This is a genomic window from Fibrella aquatica (assembly GCF_041321135.1).
GTDB classification, from domain to species: Bacteria; Bacteroidota; Bacteroidia; order Cytophagales; family Spirosomataceae; genus Fibrella; species Fibrella aquatica.
On record NZ_JBGGWF010000001.1, the window covers coordinates 595,060 to 619,867 of the forward strand.

Consider the following 24,808-nt stretch of genomic DNA (forward strand, 5'->3'; position numbering starts at 1 on the left):
CCGGCATGCGTTCAGTTAGGCCGCCCGAAAACTTGCGTTTCTTTGCCGGTAAAGGCTGACACCTGTGTTTGCCGAACGTCCCCAAACCCACAACCCACTATGAAGATACCTGATAATTCCATCCAATTGACCGTCGATGCCGTGGTATTTGGCTACCGGGATGGGCAACTGGTTGTGGCTCTTATTAATCGAAAATACCCGCCATTCGATGGACAATGGGCCTTACCGGGCGGGTTTGTGTTGCCCCACGAAGATCTCGAAACGGCTGTTGAACGGGAACTACAGGAAGAAACGGGCATTCAACTGCGTTTTCTGGAGCAACTGTACACCTTCGGAAAAGTGGACCGCGACCCAAGGCAACGCATTGTCAGCGTCGCGTACATGGGGCTGGTGCGTCCGTCTGATTTTGTGATACAGGCAAGCACCGACGCCCAGGACGTAGACTGGTTTCCGCTAAATGACTTGCCACCACTCGCTTTCGATCATGCCACCATTCTGGAGACAGCCCTACAACGGCTTCGTGGCAAGCTCACTTACGAGCCAATCGGTTTGACTTTGCTGGATGAAAAGTTTCCATTCGGTGAGCTTGAACGCCTTTACGCCACTATCCTCAACAAACCGCTCGACCGACGAAACTTCCGCAAGAAATTCCTCAGCTTCGGCATCCTGATCGAACTGCCTGATAAGGTTACGCCCGACAAAGGCCGTCCTGCCTCGCTCTATTCATTTGACCAGGTACGTTACGAAGCCATCAGGCAGGAAGGGTTCCTGTTCGATATAGCGTAACGCGGACTTTAGTCCGCACTTTGTATAGCTGGAATGCGGACTAAAGTTCGCGTTACGTTTTTTTTGTGTAAAATTTACGCAAAATAATTTGTTGTTGAAAAAGAATGAATTACGTTTGCGTAGAATTTACACAAAAACAATATGCTCGCGTTACATCTGTCACCCGGCTTTACACCGACCGACGCCACGCCAATTGTCTTCAGTGCGTTTACCTTCAGCGGAGGTGAACCCCACATTAAGCTGAATCTGCCTGTTACAGGTAACCCCGCCTTGTCGGGGCAGGCTGTACCTGAGCCTGTGCTGATTACGCAACGCGCTACCAGTGGTGCCGATTTCATGCTACTCCTGTTGGCAACCGATGCACTTCGCCGGGCTGGTTACGACCGCCTGTCCGTGTTGCTGCCTTATTTCCCGGCCGCCCGACAAGATCGGCTGATGGTTGCTGGTGAGCCGTTGAGCGTCCGGGTCTATGCCGACCTCATCAATGCGCAGCAGTATGACCGGGTCTATGTATTCGATCCACATTCTGACGTGACGGCTGCTTTGTTGAATAAAGCGCAGGTGATAAACGACCAGTCATTTGTGGCGAAGGTACTGACGCAGTTTGATCCCGAAGCCGTTTGTCTTGTTTCACCAGACGCCGGGGCACTGAAGAAAATTCACAAGCTATCGACGGCCCTGGGTGGCATTCCGGTAGTGGTTTGTGATAAAGAGCGCGACGTGAGAACAGGCGACCTGACCGGCTTTCGTGTCTTCGCCGATGACCTGACCGGTCGGCAGTGTCTGATCGTCGATGACATTTGCGATGGGGGCGGCACGTTCACGGGCCTCGCCACCGAACTCCAAAAACTGAATCCGGCCCGTGTTTCACTGGCAGTCTCACACGGCATTTTCAGCAAAGGCCTTGCGCCCTTGACCAGCGCCCTCGATCACGTGTACACGACCGATAGCTTTTCGTCACTTCCCTCCACCGACGTATTCACGCAAATTGCCCTGAAAAACCTGATCACGCTTTAACCAACAACAGCCATGAGAACGAATCCGCTGACCCTGATCGATTTTTACAAAGCCGACCACCGCCGCCAATATCCCGACGGTACCGAGCTGGTTTACAGTAACCTCACACCCCGTAACAGTCGCGTACCCGGCACCGATGAGGTTGTCTTTTTTGGTCTGCAATACTTTGTGCAGGAATACCTGATCGATCAGTGGAACGAAGGGTTTTTCCGTCGCCCGAAGGCCGAGGTACTGGCGCAGTATCAACGCCGGATGGATACGGCGCTGGGACCGGGCGCGATTGACGTAGCGCATATTGGCGCATTGCACGATCTGGGATATTTGCCACTGGAGATTAAGGCCGTAGCCGAAGGAACACGCGTTCCGCTGAAAGTGGCTATGCTGACAATGAAGAACACCCGGCCCGAATTTTTCTGGCTGACCAATTACCTCGAAACCCTGATTTCGTGTGTGCTCTGGAAACCCTGTACCTCAGCCACCACCGCCCTGACGTACCGCCGTGTTTTCGACCAATATGCCGACGAAACCGTAGGCAATCGCGATTTTGTTGGCTGGCAGGGGCACGATTTTTCGATGCGCGGTATGTCGGGTGTTGAAGACGCTGTGATGAGCGGAGCGGGTCACCTGCTCAGTTTTACCGGAACGGACTCTGTCCCCGCCATCGATTTCCTGGAAGCGTATTACGACGCCGATGCCGACCGCGAACTGGTTGGCGGTTCGGTACCGGCTACCGAGCACAGCGTCATGTGTATGGGGCTGAAGGACAGCGAGATAGAAACATTTCGGCGACTGATCACTACCGTTTATCCGGCGGGCGTGGTCTCGATTGTTTCGGATACCTGGGATTTCTGGCGCGTCATCACTGAATTTCTGCCCGAACTGAAAACCGATATTTTGGCTCGTGAGGGAAAGGTGGTGATCCGTCCCGATTCGGGCGACCCGGTGAAGATTATCTGCGGTAACCCAGACGCCGAGCCCGGTAGTCCGACGTTCAAAGGCGCCATTGAATGTATGTGGGAAACCTTCGGCGGTACCATCACCGAGCGAGGCTATAAGCTGCTCGATAGCCATATCGGCCTGATCTACGGCGATAGTATTACCACCGAACGGCAAGGGCGTATTCTGGAACAGTTGAAGCAGAAAGGTTTCGCGTCATTCAACGTGGTGCTGGGCATTGGCTCGTTTACCTACGAATATGTCACTCGCGACACCTTCGGATTTGCCGTAAAAGCCACCTACGGGCAGGTAAACGGTGAAGGCCGCGACATTTTCAAAGATCCTAAAACAGACAACGGTACCAAGAAGTCAGCGAAAGGACTGCTCTGCATCACTGAAGAAAACGGCCAACTTGTGATGCACGACCAACGTACCTGGGCCGAAGAACAAACCGGCCTGCTACAAACCGTTTTCCTCGACGGGAAACTGGTTCGCAAACAAACGCTGAGCGAGATTAGGGAACAATTGCATCAGAACGACGACGTTTAGCATACCAATTGAAGAGCCGTGGTTGATTGATAAAGGAATGTCGCTATGGAGCTACAGTTTTCTTTGGATTACCCTCAACTCCAGATTCGTCGTTAATCAACGCGGGCGCTTTGTTTTCGCTTTCTTCACCGGCTTCTTCTTTCTGGCTTCATCATCGTCTTCCGCGCGGCGTTTTTGCATGGTCTCGGTACGGTCCAGTTCTTCCGATTCAGAGAAGGCTTTCCAGTCGAATTTTTCGTCGAACGGGTCCAGCGCTTTTTGTGGGTCGAACAGGCGGATGTCGGCGGGAACGGCGCGGTAGGGCGTGAAGTCGGGCTTGTCGGTGAAGAGATCGGACAGATCGGTGGCGCCAGCATCATACTGGTTCAGGCAGGGCATGCCGAGGATGTTCCAGAACGTTTTGAACACGCTGCCGAAACTGTAATGCACGTGTCCCACATAATCGCGCTTCACCCAGGGCGAAATCACCAGCAGCGGACTCCGGTGCGCATCGACATGATCAACGCCCCCCTGTGGGTCGTCTTCCAGCACCACAATCAGCATGTTCTTCCACTCCGGCGTTTTTGATAGAAACTCGACTACGCGACCCAACGCCAGATCGTTATCCGCCATGTAGCTTTCGGTAAACGGAAAACCCGCTTTCGGTCTGGGCCGGGTACCGTGGTCGTTCGGCAGCATCAACGTCAGTAGATCGGGTAAGGACCCCACCCCAACCCTCCCCGTAAGGGAGGGAGTAGATGCGGCTCCCTTCCTTACGGGGAGGGTTGGGGTGGGGTCCTTACCCCATTTCTCATTAAACTCTTTCATAAACAAGTCGGCCCGGAACTGGTCGGGGATGGCCATGTTGTAGGTCGGGAAAATGCGCGACGTACGGTCGAAGAGGGGGGCGGGTAGGGGGTAGTTGATGGTGTATTTTTCACCGATGTATTTCATGGTGCTGTCGCTGTAGGCCCCGGCCATTTCAACGCCGAAACCGAAGTTGAAAAACTCCTTTTTCCAGCGTTCGAGGTGATCCCACATCGAACCGCCCTCGTTATAATCTTCGGGATAAATAGACCCGGCAGAACCAACAAAGGCCCGATTGCCCGGCGCATCTGATGAGTCGCGCTGATGCTGTCGACCACCGTACGAGGCGGCTGTGTTTGTTTCGACCCACTCGTTTGGGTACGTGTTCACCAGCCACCGATGCCCGTCGGCCGATACGTCAGAGTCGCAGTAAAAGTTGTCAGACATGGCGAAGCGGCGGGCTAACGCGTGGTGGTTGGGCATCACGGCCGCTTTGTCGACGGTCTGGTTCGTGCGTTTGTTGGCGACCGAAACCCGAACCCCGTAGCGTGCTAGCGTGGAGTCGCCCCGCCCGCCGGGAAGCTGTCCCAGTACTTCGTCGTAGGTGCGGTTTTCTTTGGCGATGAACACAATGTGCTTAATCGGGTTCGGTGCGTTCGCCACTCGCGGCTGACCGGGATATGCCGGAATCGGGTTGGTGGCAGGCACAGCTTGCCCCGCATCGGCGGGGTTGCTGATCGGCGTGAACGTGAAATTATTCTGGACAACCTGCTCGGTTTCGGCTTTCAGTTCCGTATCGGTCGGAATGGACATGACCGATACGGTGCCGTTCATGAGATTACCGATATAGCTGCCCTTGTCGCTGAGGGTGAATGTTTTACCGCCGTTGGGTCCGCTGCCGAATCCCTTCGCGTTGGCCACAATCAATTGCTTACCATCCTGACTCACCTTCAGTTTCGACGGAAACCAGCCCGCCGGTATATGACCAACTACTGCCAGTGATGCAACGTCGATGACAGCCACGGCGTTGATGCCCGCTTCGGCTACAAAAAGCCGCTTGTTGTTGGGCGAAAGCGCCAGGCCGAACGGGATTACACCGCGCCGGTTGCCCAGCCGTGCATCGGGCGATAGAGCGATGTTTTTGATGACCTTGCTGGTGTTTACATCGATCACCGAGACACAGTCATTGTTGCCATTGCTGACAAAAACGTATTGATCGGTAGCCACCACCGAGTTGGGGCTCGACCCGCCAACTGCCGGAAAATCTTCAACCATCTGACCGACCAGAAAGCCCGTTTTGATCTTTGCCGTCACGCCAGGTACAGCCTGCCCCGATCCGGCGGGGTTGGCCGGTGAACCGTCAAGTTTGATTTGCCAGACCGAAAAGGCCTCAGGTACGTTTGGATCGCCCAGGGCCGGAACACCGTATTTCTCGTCGCCCTCGCGCATTTCTTTCGAGCCATACTTCGACGAGGGGTAGTCGTGGGCGGTGCGTTTCAGGTCTTTCTTGTCGAGGTCGGTAAACGGTTTGTACTCGAAAACGCCCACGTTGGCTACGTAAGCCGTCTTTTCGTCGGGCGAGAGGGTAACGCCGAATGGGTAGCGCCCCGTAGGTACGTTGTGCCGAATAGTTCTGCTGGGTACGTCGATAATCAGGAGTCGGAATCCGATCTGGTCGACGGCATACAGCGTTTTACCGTCGCGGGTTAGGGCCATGTCGCCAATGTAGCCGTGGCTATACTGTTTCGCCTCGCAGTTGATGCTGCCCGCCGGTTTGCCAGTCGCGATGTCGAACAGGAAAATCTTGTTGGTTTCGCCACCGGCTACGTACACCAGCTTGTTATCGGGCGAAACGGCCAGGCCCATGAAGCAGGCTTCCAGCACCCCATTATCGGTTTTTACGCCCTCGGGCACTTGCCGAACGGTTGGTGTGGTGGTCAGCGCGTTACGAATGATGGAAATAGAAAACGGATTGATGCCGGAGTTGGCGGTAATCACCGTGTTTCCGTCGGGGCTCAGCACCAGGCCATACGGATGTGGTGCCGTCTCGATCTGTTTGCCACGCGGGGTGATGAATCGCCCGTTGGGCAGCACCGTTTTGCCCGCCTTATCGATCTGTGTATACGCACTCCCCGCCGGTGCCGAGATCAGGTACGTTGGTGGTTTTGGTTGCGCAATCGCGCCGATTGACAGGAGCAAGAGGCACGTAACGCGGACTTTAGTCCGCATGGGAGTAAGAAAAGTGCGGACTGAAGTCCGCGTTACGTTTGGTTGTCTGGCGAATAAAAAGCGCATAAGGTTTGGTTGTGGATGAGTTTAGGGATTGCTGGTCAAGATTTATAATCTTGACCTACTTAACTGCGCGTTTGTAACGCGCTTGCACTGGCTACGTCTGCGCGTTACAAACGCGCGGTTAGTTGGGTCAAGATTGCAAATCTCGACCAGCCAAGGATTGCAAATCTCGACTAGCCAAGGGAATCCTGACCAGCCTGGCTACCAACTCACCAGCACCGATAACCAAGCGCTACTGCCGACGCCATCGACGCCGGAGCCGTGGGTGCGGTAGGCTTCGTTGGTGATGTTTTGCCATTCGGCGCTGATCGTTACGTGTTGCCAGCGGTAGCCGCCGTTCAGGTTCAGCACCTGCCAGCCGGGTGTGCCGCCTTTGGCAATGCGATTGTCTGACAGGTCGCCTGCGGCCAGCCGCGTTTGTGCTCCGGCGTAGAGATATTCGGCGCGTGTCCACCAGCCGGTTGGCGACTGGTAGGTCAGGCCCACCCGGCCATTCAGGGGTGGAATCCGGCGGAAGGGTTCGTTGGCGGTTACGTTTTGACCATAGGTGTAGGTCAGATTTCCATAGGCGAGCCAGTTGGGCAGAAACTCGTATTCGGCCTCTGCTTCCAGTCCCCGGATAAATGATTCGGCACTGTTCAGTTTCACGAAAACCGGGTAGCCCTGAATGGAGTCATTGCCCGACCGTACCCGGCTGATGAAGTCGGTCAGGCGGTTGTTGTAAGCCAGAAGGGTCGCCGACACGCGTTGGGTGCGTAGCTTGACGCCCGCCTCCGTGTTGAGCGACCGTTCGGGACGAAGGTTGGCGTTGGGCACTTCGTACCGGAAATCGACGACGCCCAACGTACCCAGATCATCGATGTTGGGCGCACGAAACGCCGACTGTACCGACCCCACAACCCGTAGGGAAGGTGTCAGGGCCAACGATAAACCGGCGTTGCCTACCAGTGCCGACGGGCGAATTACGGCTTCGTCGGTCGATGTTGGCCCTGCTTCGGGCGTCATGATTCGGAAGGCGTTATACCGGCCCCCGGCTGTCAGTGTCAGGCGATTGAGCGTGATGGTGTGCGCCGAGTAGATGGCGAGGCTGCTCATCGTGGCGCCGTTCGGGTACAGTCCCCGTTTCGACGTACCCACGCCGGTTTGCGTGTTCACATCCCGACGGCTGCTGTTTACCCGGTCGTCGTACCATTCCACGCCGTTTTGCATCTGCCAGAAGCGCGTAGGCTGGGCGTTGGCGAGCAACGTTAGGCCGGTGGTGGTGGTCTGGTCGCGTTCGTAGATGGCCGTGGGGTTGTTGTTGCGCTGGCTCTGTCTGCCTTCGGTCTGGTCTTGCCACAGGGCCGTTAGCTGCACCGATTGCAGAAATTTGTGGTCAAAAAACCCTTCCAGTCGGGCATAAGCCAGTTGCCGACGTTGCGGGTTGAACTGGTAATACCGGTAGTTCTCGAGCCTGACGCGGTGAAAAACGGGTACGCTGTCTTGCCTCAGGCTTTGATACGCCGCCGTAGCCACAAATCTGTCCGATAGGCGAAACCGCGCTTTAATATCGCCCGACAGCTGGTTGTAGCCCGTGGGTGATTGCAATCCCAATCCTTTTCCGGCCACCAGATCGCCGAAATTACGGTAGGCAAGACCACCGAGTAGGGCAACAGAAGCGGTAGACACGCCTAGTTCGGCGCGGCTGCTGTATTCCATGTCGCGGGTCATGGCTTTGCCGAAAACGCTGCCGGTCACCTGCGTCTGCTCCGAAAACTGCGGCGTTTTGGTCAGCACATTTACCACGCCGCCAATGGCATCCGAGCCGTAGGTAACCGAGCCACTACTGCGCAACACCTCGATCTGGCTGATGCTCTGCGGGTCAATCGTATTCAGGTACTGATTCGGGCCAGAACGGAAGGTGCTGTTATTCAATCGGATACCATCGACCAAGATCAACGTTTGCTGACCGGTGAGGCCACGCACAAACGGTGACCCTCCTCCATGATTGGTCTTTTGTAGAAACACGCCTGTAGCGCCAATCAACGCTTCGGGCACCGTTCGGGGAGACCGCTGTTGCAGGTCGCGGGCGGTGATAACGGTGGTCATTTCGGGCCGGTCGAAATCGGGGTTTTCCTGCCGTTGTGTGGTAACGACCGTCTGTTGATTGAGCTGAATCACCGAGGGCATCAGGTTGATCTGTACCGACGGGTTAACCTGGTCGGTGACCGTCACGGTCTGCGTAGCTGGTCGGTAACCTATCGAACTGACACGTACCTGATATGTTCCTGCCGTTAATTTCGAAAGGGTGAAACGCCCCTGCTGATTTGTAGTCGTGCCTTGCTGACCCTGATTGAGTTGAACAGTAACCCCAGTCAGCAGGGCGTTGGTACGGGCATCGCGCACGACACCGGTAAGCTGTTGAGCGAACGAAAAAGTAGTCAGTAAACTGAAAAGAAGGGTACAAATACGTGTCATTGATTGAGTAGTGGTAATATGAAAAATTGATAGTGATGGGAAGCTTCTTGTATTGTTTTTCGTGTGTGTATGGGTTTACGCTGTGGGCCTAACTCACGAAGCCCACAGCGTAAACCCATACACACACGAAAAGCAAGTCATGTGTAAAAGCGACAAACGGCTACTTCCCCTCGTTCTGTTGCCGATAATGATCGGCCCGTTGATCGGCGCGGTCATCCATCTCGGGGCCTTTCTGAACCTTCCGCCAATCGAACGTTTTGTTGTATGGCTTCATGGCCTGCTGCGGGTCGAAAATACGAACGTCGGGCAAGACAACGTCATAGGGGCGGAAGTCGGGTTTACTGGTGAAGAAATCCTGAAGGAGCGAAGCCGTAGCGTCGTACTGATTCACGTAGGGCACATTTAATAGGTTGTAGATCACTTTCAGGATCGAGCCGAAGTTGGCGTGCGTGTTGGAGACATACCCACGTTTTACGTACGGGCCAGCCATCATCAACAGCGACCGGTGCGCGTCGATGTGGTCAACACCTCCCTGCGGGTCATCTTCGGTAATGATCACGAGCATGTTTCTCCAGTAGGGAGTCCGCGACAGGAAGTTCAGCATCCGACCCACGGCCAGGTCATTATCGGCCATGTAGGAGTGCAGAAACGGGTAGCCATCGGCGGGTCGTGGGCCAGAGCCGTGGTCGTTTGGAAGCATGGCCGTAATCAGTTGCGGAAGGGGCGTTAATCGACCGGTCTTTTTGCTTTTGGTGAGCCATTTCTGAGTAAACTCCCGCTCGAACTGGTCTATCCGAAACTGGTCGGGAATGTTGGTGTTGTAGCCCGCAAAGTTGCGCGACGTATGCCGGAAGGCCGCAGCGGGCATAGGAAAGGCTACCGGATGGGCCGCGCCGAACGTGGTGTCGAACTGCTCTTCGTAATTCCCGGCATATTCATTGACCTGACCAAAGTTGTAGAACGATACCTTGTTGCGCTCCAGGGCTTCCCACAGGCCACCAATTTCGTTGTAATCTTCCGGGTCAATGGCGCCCGACGATTTGGGGAACCGACGTCCGGGCGCTTTTGAAAAGGCATCAAATCGACCTTCTGAGGCGGCGTTGGCTTCGACCCACTCGTTGGGAATAGTGCCCATCATCCAGTGGTGGCCGTGAATGCTGGCGTCAGAATCGCAGTAGAAATTGTCGGAGAAGGCAAACTGACGGGCCAGGCGGGCGTGGTTGGGCATAATGTCAGCGCCAACGATCTTAACCGAATCGCCGGGCTGATCGGTGGTCCGGCCACTAGTTCCCCGCGAGGTAGCTATGCGCGACCGTACCGTCACGCCCGTACCAAAGCGGGCCAGCGTGGAGTCGCCGTTAGCCGTTTTGAGTTGCCCAAGCACTTCATCATACGTCCGGTTCTCTTTGGTAATGTAAACGATGTACTTGATCGGGGTCCGGCCTTCCGGGGTCCGGCCTTCCGGGGTCTTGTTTGCTGATAGGCGCGTTTTCGGGAGAACGGGCAACGGGTTTTTACCGTCGTCGGTTACTGTCAAGGTCTCGTAGGTGTTGGCGAGTACCTGTTTGGTGTAGCTGGCCAGGCCCCCACCCCAACCCCTCCCCTGAAAAGCAGGGGAGGGGCTAAGCCGGTTAATAGCCCCTCCCCTGCTTTTCAGGGGAGGGGTTGGGGTGGGGTTCAACGGAATGGCCTGGAACGTACCTAGCTGAATGTCGCCGATGTAGGTTCCCTGAGGTGGTTTCACGAAGCCAGCGCCCCCGTTTGGACCGGCTCCATAGCCCCGCGCCGAGGTGACGTACAGCGTTTTTTCGTCGGGCGAAATCGCGACTCGGGTTGGCCCCCAGCCCGTCGGAATAAGCCCACGCACTTTCCGGCTGGGTACGTCGATCACGGCCACGGCATTGAACGCCAGTAGGGCCACATACAGTGTTTTTTCGTCTTTGGTCAGTGTTAATCCAAACGGCATCAGGCCCCGGTAACGGTCGAGTTTGGGGTCTATTTTTATAGGAATAACGCCCGCTATCTTTCGGGTTTTATAGTCGATAATGGAGATGTTATCGTTGGTTGCGTTCGAGACGTAGGCATATTGGCTACCCACCACCACCGAATTGGGCGATGATCCACCTACCACCTCGGCCTCTTCAATCATCTCGCCTATCTGAACGCCCGTCTTCAGTTTGGCGGTGATTTTGTTGGTGGCCAGATCGACCATCCAGACGCTCATGGCCTCATCGGCCAGCGGACTACCCAGCCCCGGTATCCGTCGCCCTTCTACCTCAACACCCTCCCGCGACTCTTTGGTATGGGCACCATAAGCCGGAAACTTCAGCATCATCGTGTCTTTGTTGGTCTTCGTCACTCCCGGCACCAGCGGATACGCATACAGGCCCACATTGGCCACAAAAGCCGTTTTTCGATCAGGAGAGAGCGCCAGTCCGAACGGTTGACGCCCCGTTGGAATAGAGGCGGTAATGCGTTTGGTGGTCAGGTCGATACGTACCAGCCGAAAATTGGCGCGGTCGAGCACCAGTAATTCATTACCGTTCAGGAGCAGATCAGACGTGAAGCTGTCTTCGTAGCCATTTCCGTCGAGGCTGATACTATCTGTTTTTCGGAGGGTCTCCGTGTCGAACACGATAACGCGCCCTTTATCGCCATTGCTCAGGTACGTTGTTCGGCCATCAGGCGCAAAGGCTACACCCAGAAACGTAGCGCCACCCACGGGCGAGGTAACCGTACCCGCGTAATTGGGAACGCGTTTGGTTTCTAATGTGCTGGTGTTGAGTACGGTAATGACCCCGTCGTGAAGGGTCACTGCCTTTTTGCCATCGGGAGAGAGAGCCAATCCAAACGGGTCGTTGGTGACCCGGATGGTTTTCCCCGCCGGCGTAACGTACCTACCGCTTGGCAAGACCGATTTCCCCGCCGTATCGATCCGGCAGTAGGTTGCTCGACCGGGCACCTGAAGCGTTGTGTGCGTTTTTTGGGAGAAGGCGGGCAGTGTAATCAGGAGAAAGGCGTAGCGGAAAAAGGAAGGCATAGGAGGGGTGGGAGGGGTGGGAGTAGTGTTGACACGTGGTAGTTTTTGTCATCCCGACGACAGGAGGGATCTTGAGTTTTCCTTATCTATTTGTCAGAGAAAACTCAAGATCCCTCCTGTCGTCGGGATGACAAAAAAGGTGCGTCAACCCATCATGGCTACATAATACGCCATATCACGGGTGGGTAAACCGGGGATTTTAGCCTGTTCGTCCCAATAGCGCAGTTGCAGGATCTCTTTGAAGTACGGGTGTTGCTCAAACTGATTCACTTCATCGGGCGTCATCGGCCCGCCCTGAAAGCCGAGCGTTTGTAGGCTGGCCTCCGACAAACGGGCTAGGTAATCCGGGTTTTTGGCTACCAGATACCGCTTGGCATTGACGTGATGTTCGATTAACTGTGCCGTTTTTTCGGAAAAGCCATGCTCCCGAAGAAAATCAGCACCCAGCCGTTCGTGGTCAATGGTGCCGTAGCCATCCATATAGCCATCTTCAGAACCAGGCGGTAGCAGGTGTCCAATGTCATGCAGAAAGGCCGCTAACACGGTGTCGCGGTCGGCCCCGACGTTTTCGGCCAGTAAGGCAGTTTGTAAGGCGTGTTCGAGTTGCGTGACAGGTTCACCGAAATAAGCATCGTCGCCACTTTGTGCAAATAGTTGTTCAATCATGCTGGGAGAGGTCTTTACATTGTTGCTATTAAGCCGTTAATAAAAGTACAATGGAGAAAATAAGAAGCAGGAAATGGTATGGTTTTACGTATCTGTCCATTTGTTGAGTAGCTGTTCGAGCAGAAAGAAATTGACGGTAACTTAAATAAGCCCCCGGTTTACTCTGTGAAAGGGTAGACCGGGGGCTCGTACTATATTCGGAGTGCTATTTATCCCACCAAACGGCGGTGTTCAGATCATCGGTCCCCTGACGGGTAACGGCTTCGTTTCGGTTGGTGCCATTAAGCGATTGTTCTGCTTGTGGGTACGGAAACCGAACCGGCACTTTGTTGCCATTCAGGTTGTCGGGGCCGGGTGTCACCGTTGGAATCCCCGTGCGCCGCCAGTCGAACCAGCCTTCGAGGCCGTTAAACATGAGCGCAACCCATTTCTGGGTACCAATTTTTTGCAATTTCTCGGCCGACGTACCTGTGTAGGCAACGCCCGCCTGGGTGAAGTAACCCGTTGGCGGCGTTATGTTGATGCCGTACTCGGCTGGCACAATGGCTTTGTAATAGTCCATGTTTGCCTGAATACCCGCCAGGTAATACGTTTCGGCGTTGCCAGCCGAGATCAGATTTTTCTCGCGGGCTTCGGCCAGCAAAAACTGCACTTCGGCATAGGTCATCACCAGGCCGCGCGATACGTTAGGCACCGGCGCGGGGCTGCTACAAACCAGACAGGCAAATGGCAAACCTACCCGCGACACGCCCTGTGGCCCGCCATTGTAGTTCAGTGCCGGGGTATCGCCCAGGCCATTGGGTACACCTACGTACTCGACCTTGCCGGCGGCCGATGGCTTTTCAACGGGGCGGGCAAATACAGGCAGACGAGGATCGTTAAGGGCGCTCAGCCGATCGACCAGTGATTTGCTGGCCCGAAACTCATCGAACGAACCCACCCGTGCCCCATACAGCGGCCACTGGTTTGGCGCGGCTGCCTGATAGACCAGAGCTGCGTTATCGGCATTCGATTCCATGATTGGGAACTTCGTCTTGTCGGCTAAAATGGCCTGAAGGTCGGCTCCCACATTGCGCTTGTTGGAAATACGCATCAGGGCGCGCAACCGGAGCGAGTTAGCCAGTTTTTTCCAGCGAATCAGACTTCCGGTGCCACCGCCGAACAGAATATCGCCCGATATGGCTTCGTTACTGGTACCCAACAACTCGTTGGCGCGGGTCAGGTCGGCCAGAATACCGACGTATACTGCTTCCTGCGTATCGTACTTGGGCGTGTAAATGCCTTCTGACTTCGCCTTGGTGGCGTCGGTATACGGAATGTCGCCGTAGGCATCAGTAGCCAGCGAGAACAGCCACGATTTCCAGATCAGGGCCACGCCGAGGTAATTGTTCTGCTTATTGATCGTAGCTAAATCAATTATATTCTGTACGTTCCTCATGTTGCCGTATACACTGTTCCAGACGCCATTACGCTCGCCCCAGAGGTAGCGATCTTCGTTGACGAACTGAATTTTGGCGGTATGCTGAACTACAATGTTGCCAATGCCCCAGGCTTCGTTCACCTGGTCGTTGATGGTGTTGCGCAGTACGCCCGCCAACAGCAGATCGGGCGATATTTGTGTGGGTACGTTTGGGTTATTGTTGATGACCTCGAAGTCGTTGTCGCAGGAAAAACCAGCGAAAAGGGTGGCCAGTAGGAGGCTATATTTTATGATTTTCATCGGTAAAAGCAGTTGAATGGAGTGGGTTACAGTTTCACGCTCAGGTTGAAGCCAATGCTCCGGCTCGACGGAATGGCCATGTATTCGATACCCGGCAGGGCGGTGCCACCCGAATACGACATTGTTTCGGGGTCGACGTGCGGCACTTTAGACCATACCGCCAGGTTACGACCAACCAACGTGAGCGCTACGCCGCGCAGGGGAACCCGGCCCCAGATACGATCGGGAATGTTGAAGCCAAGCTGTACTTCACGCAGTTTTACGAACGAAGCATCGTACATCACCCCTTCGGCAATATTGCGGCCACCCGTCCAGGCGGTATGCCATTGCCGCGAGTTGAGCTTTATATCATTGGGAACAAACGTAACGCGGCCGTCGGCGCTGGTACTGCCCACTTTCACGCCCTGCCCAATAACGCCGTTACCGGGCAAATTCAGGTCATAGCCATTGGCGCGACCTTCCAGCGTTTCGATGATGATACCACCCTCACGACCAACGGTTTGCGTCTCCGAATACAACTCGCCACCCTGCCGAACGTCGAACAGGAAGCTCATGCGCAGGTTGCGGTAGGTCAGGCTGTTGTTGATGCCCACTAGAAAATCCGGATTATAATTGCCCAGCTTGATGCGCTCGGTAGTAGGCACCGGCCGGCCCGCGTTGTACACCATCTGACCCACAAACTGGCCGGTGGCGTCGTAATACGGTTTGGTTGGATCGGTGTTCTGCACCCGGGCAAAGCCAATGCCGTACATATCGCCCATGCGCTCGCCCACGCGGGCTTCGATGCTTACCCGGCGGCTGGCCATCACGAAGTTTTTCAGGTTGTCAGACAGTTCGAGCACCTTGCTGCGGTTGGCCGAGAAATTAACATCGACGGCCCAGCGAAGACCATTTGGCCGTTCTACCGGAATCAGATTCAGGGCCACTTCAACCCCGCTGTTCCGAATCAGACCCGCGTTGATGGCGCGGCTGTTATAGCCACTCGTGATCGACAGCGGAATGTTCAGGATCTGGTTGCGCGTGTTGGTCAGGTAATACGACACATCAAGGCCAACCCGGCGCTTGAACATCTTCAACTCGAAACCGCCTTCATACGAATTACTGATCTCAGGCTTCAGGCTGAAATTGGCCAGCCGGTCTGTTTCGCCGTATACCTGGCTGCTGCCAAACGGGTCGCTTGGGTTATATGACTGCGTGAACGTAAACGCATCCGTATCGTTACCCACCGAAGCGTAGTTGACGCGGGCTTTCAGGAACGAAATCTGCTGCGGCAACGTGAACATCTCGCTCAACACGGCACTGACAGCCACCGACGGGTAGAAGTATGAATTGGCCTGCGTACCAAACGTGCGGGCATATTCGGGCAGAGTCAGCGCGCTCGACCAGTCATTGCGGGCGGTCATTTCCAGGAATAGGTAATTGCGGTAAGCTACCTGCGCCGATCCGTAGAACGAGTTTACCCGTTTGGCGGTCAGGCTTTGCGCCGTTTGTAGCGGCACCCGCGAGTTGGTCAGGTTGTAGATGCCCGGAATGTTGAGCTGCCCGGCGTTGTTCTCCAGAAAATCTGATTTCTGGCTAAGCTGGTTACCACCGAACGTACCTGAAACAGACCAGTTTGAGTTGATTTCTTTGTTGGCCGAAAACAGGAAATCGCTGTTACGCTCTTCGGTCACGATGCGATTATCGCGGTACTGACCGAAGGGGAAACGCTGCGTGCCGAATGCCCGGCGGTACTCGCGTTTTTCATTGCTGTAATCGAGGGCGGTACGGGCCTGTACGCTTAACCAGCTAGTGAGGTCGTATTTGAGCGATACGTTACCAATAAGGCGGTCGTATAGTTGACCGTTGGTATTTTCGTACATCGTGAAATACGGGTTGTCGTGGTAGTTGTAGTTCCAGCCAAACTGCCGTGTTCCTTCCAGCCCGCGCATCCAGTAGTCTTTCATCGGCTCAAGCTGTACCGAGGGTGGCAACCAGCAGTTGAACAGGTACATGATGCTTTCGGTACCGTAACTGATCGAGGGTCGGTTGCCGCTTTCGCCTTTGATGTAGCTCACAAACGCGTTGGCCGAAAATTTTGGGGTGAAGTTGTAGCCACCGCTAAAGGAGGTTGTGTTCCGTTTCAGGTCGGTGTTGGGTACAATACCGGTTTGGCTCAGCAGCGTGTGCGCCAGCCGGAAGTTACCCGATTCGTTGCTTCCCGTCACCGACACATTGGTGGTATTGGTATTACCCGTTTGCAGGAATTTGCTCAGGTTATCGGTTTCGGCCACCCAGGGCGTTGGCGTAATCACGCTGCCGGCCGGTGCATTTAAATCACCACCTCTGAACGGAATGGGTTGGCCGTTGAGGGTGCGGGGCGAGTCGTATTGCGGGTAGCTTTTGTTAAGCGAAAAGGCTGGTCCCCAGGCTTCGTCGGTACCGTCGGTCAGGCCCGCACCACCGCCGTTTACGAAGGCAAAATCACCGCCGTTGGCGTTGCCCTGTCCGTATACGCTCTGGTATTCAGGTAGTTTGAGTGGCGTTTCAAAGGTCTGGTTTGTGTTTATTTCAACGCCAATGCCTTTGCTACCCCGCCCTGATTTAGTTTTGATGACGATCACACCGTTGGCGGCGCGTGAGCCATAGAGTGCCGAAGCCGCCGCGCCCTTCAGCACGTTCATCGACTCAATATCGTCGGGGTTAATGAAGCTGGCTCCATTACCAAAATCCACCTCCGTATTGTTCCGGCCCGACCCGCCGGTGAAGCCATTCGAGATCGGAACGCCGTCGATGACGTAGAGGGGCTGGTTCTTATTGAGGTCAACCGACCGTTCGCCCCGGATGGTTACCCTGGCCGATCCGCCAATGCCCGATGGGCTGCCCACTACCGTTACACCCGCAATCTTGCCGGCCAGTTGGTTGGTCACGTTTGTTTCGCGGGCAATGGTCAGGGCAGTGCCCTGTATTTCCTGAGTGGCATAGCCAAGCGCTTTTTTCTCGCGCTGAATACCCAGGGCCGTCACCACCACTTCGCCTAGCGTTTGCGCATCGGCCTGGAGCGATACATCGATCGTCGAGCGGTTTCCAGCAGTTACTTCCTGCGATTTATAGCCGATAAATGAAAAGGTAAGTACACTGTTTGGCGAAGGAACAGAGAGCGTATAGGCACCATCGGCGCGGGTGGTTGTACCCACCGACGTACCTTTTATGATGATGGATACGCCCGGCATACCCTGCTGATCTTCAGCAGAAACGACCTTTCCCGTGAGAGAGATTTGAGCCAGTAGCGGCCCCGAAAGCAAGAGTAGTAAACAGCCGCTCAGTAGGCAACTGATCGACAAACGAAGTATAGGTACGTTCATGGCGATAGGGATATGGTTGATAAACCACAAAACTACCGGGGGCCTGTTGCGTGAGTATTTTCAGGCTGTTACCAAACTGTGTCGTTACCGACCGCTTACTAAAAAGTACTTAACGATTTCCTAACGTAACGTACCTGGCCCAGGCCAGGCGGTCATTGATCCTACACCAGACTTAGCATCAAACTAGCAGAAAGGGGCTTGACGTAGGTTGAGCCCCTTTTTTTGAGCCGGTAAACTGGGTCCGGGAAACACTACTTTTTAAATCGGTACAGGTAAGGGGCTTTGTTGGCGGCTCCCGTAAACTTCTTTTCCAGACGCTCTAACACGTTCAAATCCAGCATTTTCTTCTGAAAATTAGCATTGACGAATGGTCGGTTATACACAGCTTCATAGAGTTCCTGTACCTCCCGCATCGTGAACGTTTCGGGCAACAGATTAAAGCCAATCAGTTTCTGATCAAGATGCAGACGGAGTGATTCAAGGGCAACCGTCAGAATCTCGCCGTGATCGTGAATCATCTCAGGAATGTCTCTGATACTCCGCCATTCGAGGAACTCATCAAACTCGCCAGCTTGTGGGCTGACCTTGTCAATATCGACCAGGGCATAATACCCAATGCAAACAAATCGACTTGTTAGCCAGTTAGTTACGTCGGCATCGAATCGCTGATCGTCAAAATTACGGAGCGCCGACTTTAGCGTTTCTGTATAACGGCTGTTTACAATCCGGTTCTCATCGCCGAAGACGCGGAACTGTTCCAGGTAGATATTCTCTAAGCCCATCCGTTCTTTTAATATCCGGCTGGCAGCCTTGTCAATACCTTCTGTTTTCTGAATATAACCGCCTGGTAGTGACCAGATGCCTTCACCAAATTTGAATTTGGCAATCAGCACTTTTAGTTCTTTATCGCGGTAGCCAAAAATCACACAGTCGATTGACAGGTGTGATATATAATTATCATCGTCAAGTTTCTTCATCGTCCGGGCACTGTCAACTTCATTCGGGTCTCGATCGGTCGGGTCAAACCGGTGCAATCGGCATTTGGCAACGTACCTGGCTAGTCACTATTGGGTACGTCGATACGCTGTCTGTTGGCAAAAGTAGGGTTTATCTGCCTAAGTACCCTGTCACGAAATAGACTTATTCTTCTACGAAAATATATTATTATTACCTATTATATATTTTTTATAAAATAAGATTTATCTGTTTACATTTACTCCCGTCGGCCGATTATAGCCGTTCCTTAACGCCTTACTCATGAAGAATCTGCTTCCATGTCGAATGGCTTTGCCTCATTTTGGCTGGCCTGGCTTAGCTGCCTGTTGTCTGCTCTGGTCGGTCAATTCGGTGGCTCAATCCAAACAGGATACAACGAGCTATATTCAGACGCTCGACATCAAAACTGGTAAGATTGATACCATTCTGGCCGTCAAAAATCACTTCGAGGCGCCGAACTGGCACCCCGACAATTACCTGGTTCTCAACAGCAGGGGCAAGATTTACACCCTGAGCCTGACCTCTAAAAAAGTAACCGAACTCAACACGGGTTTTGCCACCCAATGCAACAACGACCACGGCATTTCGCCCGATAAGAAATGGCTCGTGGTTAGCCACAATGACCGCAGCGACCCGTCGACAAAATCGTATAAGTCGGCGCTGTATCTGGTTCCGATCACGGGCGGACAACCCAGGCGAGTCACGCCCGAAGTGCCTTCGTTCTGGCACGGCTGGACACCCGACGGCAAGACACTCGCCTACTGCGCCGAGCGCAATGGCAACTTCGACATTTACACGATCGACATTTTCGGAGGCACCGAAAAACGATTGACCAGTACCGAAGGCCTTGACGATGGGCCCGACTATTCGCCCGACGGCAACTACATTTACTTTAACTCGTACCGGACTGGTCATATGCAGATCTGGCGGATGCTAGCCGATGGCTCGAAACCCGAACAGCTGACGTTCGACGACAATTCAAACTGGTTTGCCCACCCCTCGCCCGACAATAACTGGATTGCCTACATCGCCTACACATCCGATGAAAAGCAAGCCCACTTGTTTGGCAAGAACGTTAAGCTGCGTCTGATGAACCTAAAGACCAAAGCCATCAAAGACCTTACCCCTGTTTTCCACGGTGGTCAGGGTACCATCAATGTGCCCTCGTGGAGCCCCGACAGCCAGAAAATAGCTTTTGTCAGCTACCTAGTAAAATAGGCCTTGTTCCTCCCTTATACCTTTATGAAAAAAGACACCGCGGCCTCCAGAAGGCAGTTTTTGCAGCAAATTGGCGCTACCAGTCTGGTGGCAGCGTCTTCCCCTTTTTCGTCGCTGGCGGCTCAGGCAAAAGCCGAAGAGCGCATACTGCACTACGAGAAGCCAATTTCATCCAGTGATACCATCCGGTTGGGCGTCATCGGTTATGGTGTGCAGGGCCATTTCGATTTGAACACGGCCCTCAAAGTGCCGGGTGTAGAATTGGCTGGCATCTGCGATCTGTATACAGGCCGGCTGGATAACGCCAAAGAAACCTATGGCCCACAGCTCTATACCACCCGCAATTACAAAGAATTGCTGGCCCGCAAAGACATCGATGCGGTGATCATTGCCACGCATGATGTCTGGCATTCGCGCATCACCCTCGACGCCCTGGCGGCCGGTAAGCACGTGTACTGCGAAAAGCCGATGGTCTATAAGATCAGCGAAGGGTACCCGGTGATAGCTGCCGCCAAAAAATCGGGCAAGGTATTGCAGGTGGGTAGCCAGCGGGTTAGTAGCCTCGGGTACGCCAAGGCAAAAGAACTGCTGGCGGCGGGCGAGATCGGCAAACTCAACATGGTGAATGCCGTGTATGACCGCCAAAGCTCAATTGGCGCCTGGGAATACACCATTCCCAAAGATGCCGATGCCATGACCACCGACTGGGAGCGGTTCATTGCCGTTACAGGCAAAAAAATGCCCTACGATGGCAAGAAGTTTTTCTGGTGGCGGGCCTTCAAGGAAGTGGGCACCGGCGTAGCGGGCGACTTGTTCATTCACCTGCTGAGCGGTTCCCACTTTATCACCAATTCAAAAGGGCCCCAAAGCATTTACAGCACCGGGCAGTTCAGTTACTGGAAAGACGGCCGTAACCTGCCCGATGTGATGTCGGGTGTGATGCAGTACCCCGACAGCCCTGAACACGCCGCCTTTCAGCTGACCTTGCAGGTAAACTTCATCAGCGGTACGGGCGGCCAGGAGGTGATCCGGCTGGTTGGGTCGGAAGGAGTCATTGATGTGATTGGCAACAACATATCCATTAAACACAGCCTAATGCCCGAAGCCCCCGGCTTTGGCGGTTACGATTCGGTATTTACGTTCGCCAAAAGTATGCAGGATGAAATGAAGGCCGAGTACGACGCCAAGTGGACAGCCGACCAGCGGAAACGCCCTAAAAAGGAAGATATCGTCTTCAAAGCACCGGATGGCTACAGCGACCATCTGGACCATTTCACCAATTTCTTCGACTCGGTCAGAACGGGTAAGGTTGTGGTGGAAGATGCTACGTTCGGCTTCCGGGCAGCCGCTCCGGCGCTGTCTTGCAACACCAGCTTTTTAACCAAAAAGATCGTGAATTGGAACCCGGTTGCCATGAAACTAGTGGTCTAGCTCGCTTCTCTTCCCAAGAACGATGTTTATTAATAGCTATTTATTAAATTAATTTTCGTCGCATAGCGACCTAATAGTTGTAGCTATATCGTCATACTGCCGCCATTTAGGTCGCCAGTATGACGATATAGCTACAACTATTAGGTCGCTATGCGACGAAACGCTAACTGCAACAGCTTTTAAATAATCAATGTCGCTACAGGCGTTAATCAATCATTCCGAGAGCCCTATTCCGCTTCAGGAGGGCTAGAAACAGCTGTTGGATGGCTGGGTACGTCAGGTATACGATCAAGTACCTGACCGTGACAAACAACTACAACATGAAACAACGTAATCGTACAGTCGTCATCCTGATTTTGGGCTTACTGGCGGCTGTATGCCCCTTTTCTATTGATATGTACCTGCCGGGTTTTCCGGTCATCGCGCAGAGCCTCCACACCACAGTTGATCAGGTAGCGTATTCGCTTTCCAGTTTCTTTATCGGGGTCTGTCTGGGGCAACTGGTATGTGGCCCCCTGCTGGATCGTTTTGGCCGCAAAAAGCCGTTGCTGATCGGTTTGGGTATTTACATCCTGGCTTCTGTTGGGTGTGCCCTGTCGTCTTCGGTCGAAGCCCTGATTGCCTTTCGGTTTCTACAGGCATTGGGTGCCTGCGTTGGCATGGTCACACCGAATGCCATGGTACGGGATTTATTTCCGGTCGAGGAAAACGCCAAAATTCTGTCGCTGCTGGTCCTGATCCTGGGTATCTCGCCCCTGCTGGCCCCTACGGTCGGTAGCTATCTCATCGCCGCCAGTGGATGGCCCATGGTCTTTACGGTACTGGCAGGCGTGGCTACGCTATTGCTGCTGGCCGTCATACGCTGGCTGCCCGAAAGCCGGGAGGCCGATCCCGGATTTTCCCTAAAACCCGCGGCCATTGGGCAAGGCTATCTTCAGGTCATCAACGAACCGCAGTTTGCCACATACGCCGGGGCGGGTGCCCTGGCATCGGCGGGTCTGTTCGCCTATCTGGCGGGCTCACCGTTTATTTTTATGAAGCTGTATGACGTGAGTGAACAGCAGTACGGACTCATTTTTGCCATCATCGCTGCCGGGCTCATTGGCAGCAGCCAGCTGAACAATCTGATCTTGCGCCGGTATTCGAGCAGTCAGGTGTTGCGCGTGGTTTTGATAACACAGTCCCTGATCGGGCTGCTGCTCGTAATCGGTATAGCCAGCGGATCATTGGGCTTATATACGCTGATCGGCCTGCTGTTTTTATTTCTGAGTTGTCAGGGGTTCACCTTCCCCAACTCGGCCGCTTTAGCCATGGCCCCTTTCACGCAGCGGGCGGGCAGTGCATCGGCTTTGCTGGGTGCGTTGCAAATGGTGTGCGGGTCTGTAGCTTCGGCGATGGTTGGGGTCTTTTTCAATGGCACCGCAACCCCAATGGTCGTCATCATGTTGGTTTGTTGCCTGCTGGGTCTGACGATGTTGCTACTCGGCCGTAGGCGAATAGCCTATGTGGCCAGACAAGATGCCGCCGCCCAGCAGAGCCTGGACATGCTGGAGAAATTCTAAGAATAGAGCCTGGCTTCGGCCTGCCAGACAAGCACCCCAAACAACCATGTACAACCGTTACTTCCAGCATTTCACCGAAAAGGTGCCACTCACGGCTGATGAGCGGGCATTAATTCAGCGCTTTCTGTCGGTAAAGAAAATCCGCAAAAAACAATACCTGTTGCAGGAAGGAGACGTGTGTAAGGTCATTGCTTTCGTTGAAAAGGGAGCGTTGCGATCCTACACGGTTGATAGTGATGGTAAAGAACACATCCTGCAATTTGCGCTGGAAGGCTGGTTCATCTCTGACTTATACAGTTTCCTGGCCGGTGATGTGTCGGTCTATAACATTGAAGCCATCGAGGATTCAGAATTGGTGCTCATAAATCAATCAGCTTACCAGGAGTTGTTGACACATTCTCCCAGCTATCAGGCCTACATGTTGCAGCTTATTACGGGTGCTTACATCGCCTTGCAGAAACGCCTTAACGCCACCGTTAGCCTGTCGCCCGAAGAGCGCTATAAAGACTTGATTACCCTCTATCCAGACATTGTTCAACGGGTGCCGCAGCACATGATTGCTTCCTACATGGGCTTTACGCCCGAAACGCTCAGCCGAATTAGACGTCGGCTGACAGAGAGATGAGTGGTTGATTATGAGACACTTATTAGAAAGGCCATTGATCTGAATCAATGGCCTTTCTTGATTTCGGGCAATGGAGAGGAGCATGTGAGGCTGGTAATTTTGCATCGTCAAAAACGAAGAGTAATATGAAAACGAAGCAAACAATAGCCGTCATTGGTGCAACGGGAAATATGGGAGCGGGCATTAGTCGGTCCTTGACGAAGGGGAATAACCGGCTGCTGCTGTTCGCTAACGATTCAGAGAAAGTGCAGACGCTGGCCAATGAGATCAAGAGCGAAAATCAGTCGGCTGAGGTTGAGCCGTTCCACTGCCCCACCAATGCTTCCTGGGAAGCCGACATCATTATTCTGGCCGTTCCCTACAGTGCCGAGGCTGAACTAGCCAAAAAGATCGAAGCTGTTGCCAACCAGAAGATCGTCGTCAGTATTGCCAATCCGCTCAACGAAACCTACAGCGGGCTGGTTACCGCGCCGGATTCCAGTGCTGCCGAAGAGCTACAGAAACTACTCCCCAATGCAAGGGTCGTCAAAGCGTTCAGCACGGTCTTTGCCGCTGATTTTGCCACGCCGATTATTGCCGGTCAGCAGGTTGATACGTTTATAGCTGGTAACGACGCCGATGCTGTCGAAACCGTCTCTGACCTGGTAGCAACAGCCGGTTTTAATCCTATTGTCGCTGGTGATCTGTCGGTGAGTCGGACGCTGGAGAACATGACGCTGCTGCTGATCCAGCTGACCATAAAAAACGGGTATAACTGGCTGGCGGGCTGGAAAGTTCTACACAACTAACTGATAAACAATAATTTAATACGTAAAAACAAACAAGTATATGCAATCAATAGTCGCAACGAACGGGGCAAACATAACGGCCCTGATTGCTCGCCTAGCGTTAGGTATTGTAGTATTCCCACATGGGGCGCAAAAATTACTGGGCTGGTTTAGTGGCTATGGCTTCGAGGGGACGATGGGCTTTCTGACCGGTTCAGCGGGACTGCCCTGGATCGTAGCCCTGCTGGTTATCCTGATTGAGTTTTTCGGGTCGCTGATGCTCATTTTCGGTGCTGCCACCCGCGTAGCTGCATTGGGCATTTTGGGTAATTTCCTCGGTGTGGTGCTGACCTCCCACCTGCATAACGGCTTTTTCATGAACTGGTATGTAGAAGCCAATAAGGGCGAAGGACTGGAATACTTCATCCTGCTGTTTGGGCTGACCCTGATCGCGCTGATTGCCGGAGGTGGCAAAGCCAGTGTGGATGCTACCTTGAGCAAATAGGCTGCGTAAGCTACCGGCAAAAACTATCATTGACTCACCCGCTATCCAACCAATGAAAACGCCTGACATTGACCGTCGTCGGTTCGTACAGTTACTCCTATCAGGAACAAC

The 24,808-nt window shown here is 53.9% G+C and carries 16 protein-coding genes; 9 read left to right on the forward strand and 7 right to left on the reverse strand.

Features of this window, described 5'->3' with window-relative positions; all coding sequences use genetic code 11:
• Positions 1–99: 99 nt before the first annotated feature.
• The 3 genes from ACAW87_RS02140 to ACAW87_RS02150 all read left to right on the forward strand — a co-directional run bounded on the left by ACAW87_RS02140 (position 100) and on the right by ACAW87_RS02150 (position 3,288).
• Positions 100–786: an NUDIX hydrolase gene (locus tag ACAW87_RS02140; RefSeq protein WP_370721497.1), complete on the forward strand. Its 687-nt coding sequence runs from the start codon at positions 100–102 to the stop codon at positions 784–786.
• Positions 787–927: 141 nt separating this feature from the next.
• Positions 928–1,803: a ribose-phosphate diphosphokinase gene (prs, locus tag ACAW87_RS02145; protein WP_370721498.1), complete on the forward strand. Its 876-nt coding sequence runs from the start codon at positions 928–930 to the stop codon at positions 1,801–1,803.
• A gap of 12 nt (positions 1,804–1,815) precedes the next feature.
• Positions 1,816–3,288 carry a nicotinate phosphoribosyltransferase gene (locus tag ACAW87_RS02150; protein WP_370721499.1) on the forward strand — a complete coding sequence of 491 codons (1,473 nt, stop codon included), beginning with the start codon at positions 1,816–1,818 and terminating at the stop codon, positions 3,286–3,288.
• 96 nt (positions 3,289–3,384) lie between these two features.
• On the opposite strand, the gene ACAW87_RS02155 is transcribed toward ACAW87_RS02150, so the two are convergent.
• The 7 genes from ACAW87_RS02155 to ACAW87_RS02185 form a co-directional block, all read right to left on the reverse strand.
• On the reverse strand, positions 3,385–6,303 hold the full coding sequence (locus tag ACAW87_RS02155) for a bifunctional YncE family protein/alkaline phosphatase family protein (RefSeq protein ID WP_370721500.1): 2,919 nt from the start codon (positions 6,301–6,303) through the stop codon (positions 3,385–3,387).
• 264 nt (positions 6,304–6,567) lie between these two features.
• Positions 6,568–8,823, reverse strand: a complete 2,256-nt coding sequence (locus ACAW87_RS02160; RefSeq protein WP_370721501.1) for a TonB-dependent receptor — start codon at positions 8,821–8,823, stop codon at positions 6,568–6,570.
• 160 nt (positions 8,824–8,983) lie between these two features.
• A complete protein-coding gene (locus ACAW87_RS02165) occupies positions 8,984–11,863 on the reverse strand; it encodes a phosphoesterase (protein ID WP_370721502.1) in 2,880 nt (959 codons plus the stop codon).
• Positions 11,864–12,007: 144 nt separating this feature from the next.
• Positions 12,008–12,529 carry an HD domain-containing protein gene (locus ACAW87_RS02170; RefSeq protein ID WP_370721503.1) on the reverse strand — a complete coding sequence of 174 codons (522 nt, stop codon included), beginning with the start codon at positions 12,527–12,529 and terminating at the stop codon, positions 12,008–12,010.
• Positions 12,530–12,734: 205 nt separating this feature from the next.
• On the reverse strand, positions 12,735–14,249 hold the full coding sequence (locus ACAW87_RS02175; RefSeq protein ID WP_370721504.1) for a SusD/RagB family nutrient-binding outer membrane lipoprotein: 1,515 nt from the start codon (positions 14,247–14,249) through the stop codon (positions 12,735–12,737).
• 26 nt (positions 14,250–14,275) lie between these two features.
• On the reverse strand, positions 14,276–17,593 hold the full coding sequence (locus ACAW87_RS02180) for a SusC/RagA family TonB-linked outer membrane protein (RefSeq protein WP_370721505.1): 3,318 nt from the start codon (positions 17,591–17,593) through the stop codon (positions 14,276–14,278).
• Between the two features lie 251 nt (positions 17,594–17,844).
• Complete coding sequence (locus ACAW87_RS02185; protein ID WP_370721506.1) at positions 17,845–18,570, reverse strand: NUDIX hydrolase; 726 nt, start codon at positions 18,568–18,570, stop codon at positions 17,845–17,847.
• Positions 18,571–18,850: 280 nt separating this feature from the next.
• On the opposite strand from ACAW87_RS02185, the gene ACAW87_RS02190 reads away from it, so the two are divergent.
• The 6 genes from ACAW87_RS02190 (at position 18,851) to ACAW87_RS02215 (ending at position 24,697) form a co-directional block, all read left to right on the forward strand.
• Positions 18,851–19,807 (forward strand): TolB family protein, encoded by a 957-nt coding sequence (locus tag ACAW87_RS02190; RefSeq protein ID WP_370721507.1) that lies wholly within the window; start codon positions 18,851–18,853, stop codon positions 19,805–19,807.
• Between the two features lie 24 nt (positions 19,808–19,831).
• Positions 19,832–21,238, forward strand: coding sequence for a Gfo/Idh/MocA family protein (locus ACAW87_RS02195; RefSeq protein ID WP_370721508.1), 1,407 nt, complete (start codon positions 19,832–19,834; stop codon positions 21,236–21,238).
• A gap of 320 nt (positions 21,239–21,558) precedes the next feature.
• Positions 21,559–22,800 (forward strand): multidrug effflux MFS transporter, encoded by a 1,242-nt coding sequence (locus tag ACAW87_RS02200; protein ID WP_370721509.1) that lies wholly within the window; start codon positions 21,559–21,561, stop codon positions 22,798–22,800.
• Between the two features lie 46 nt (positions 22,801–22,846).
• The gene (locus ACAW87_RS02205) at positions 22,847–23,425 is read left to right on the forward strand and encodes a Crp/Fnr family transcriptional regulator (RefSeq protein ID WP_370721510.1); all 579 of its coding nucleotides are present in this window, start codon (positions 22,847–22,849) and stop codon (positions 23,423–23,425) included.
• 125 nt (positions 23,426–23,550) lie between these two features.
• Positions 23,551–24,213, forward strand: coding sequence for an NADPH-dependent F420 reductase (locus ACAW87_RS02210; protein ID WP_370721511.1), 663 nt, complete (start codon positions 23,551–23,553; stop codon positions 24,211–24,213).
• Positions 24,214–24,253: 40 nt separating this feature from the next.
• Positions 24,254–24,697 carry a DoxX family protein gene (locus ACAW87_RS02215; RefSeq protein WP_370721512.1) on the forward strand — a complete coding sequence of 148 codons (444 nt, stop codon included), beginning with the start codon at positions 24,254–24,256 and terminating at the stop codon, positions 24,695–24,697.
• The last annotated feature ends 111 nt before the right edge of the window (positions 24,698–24,808 follow it).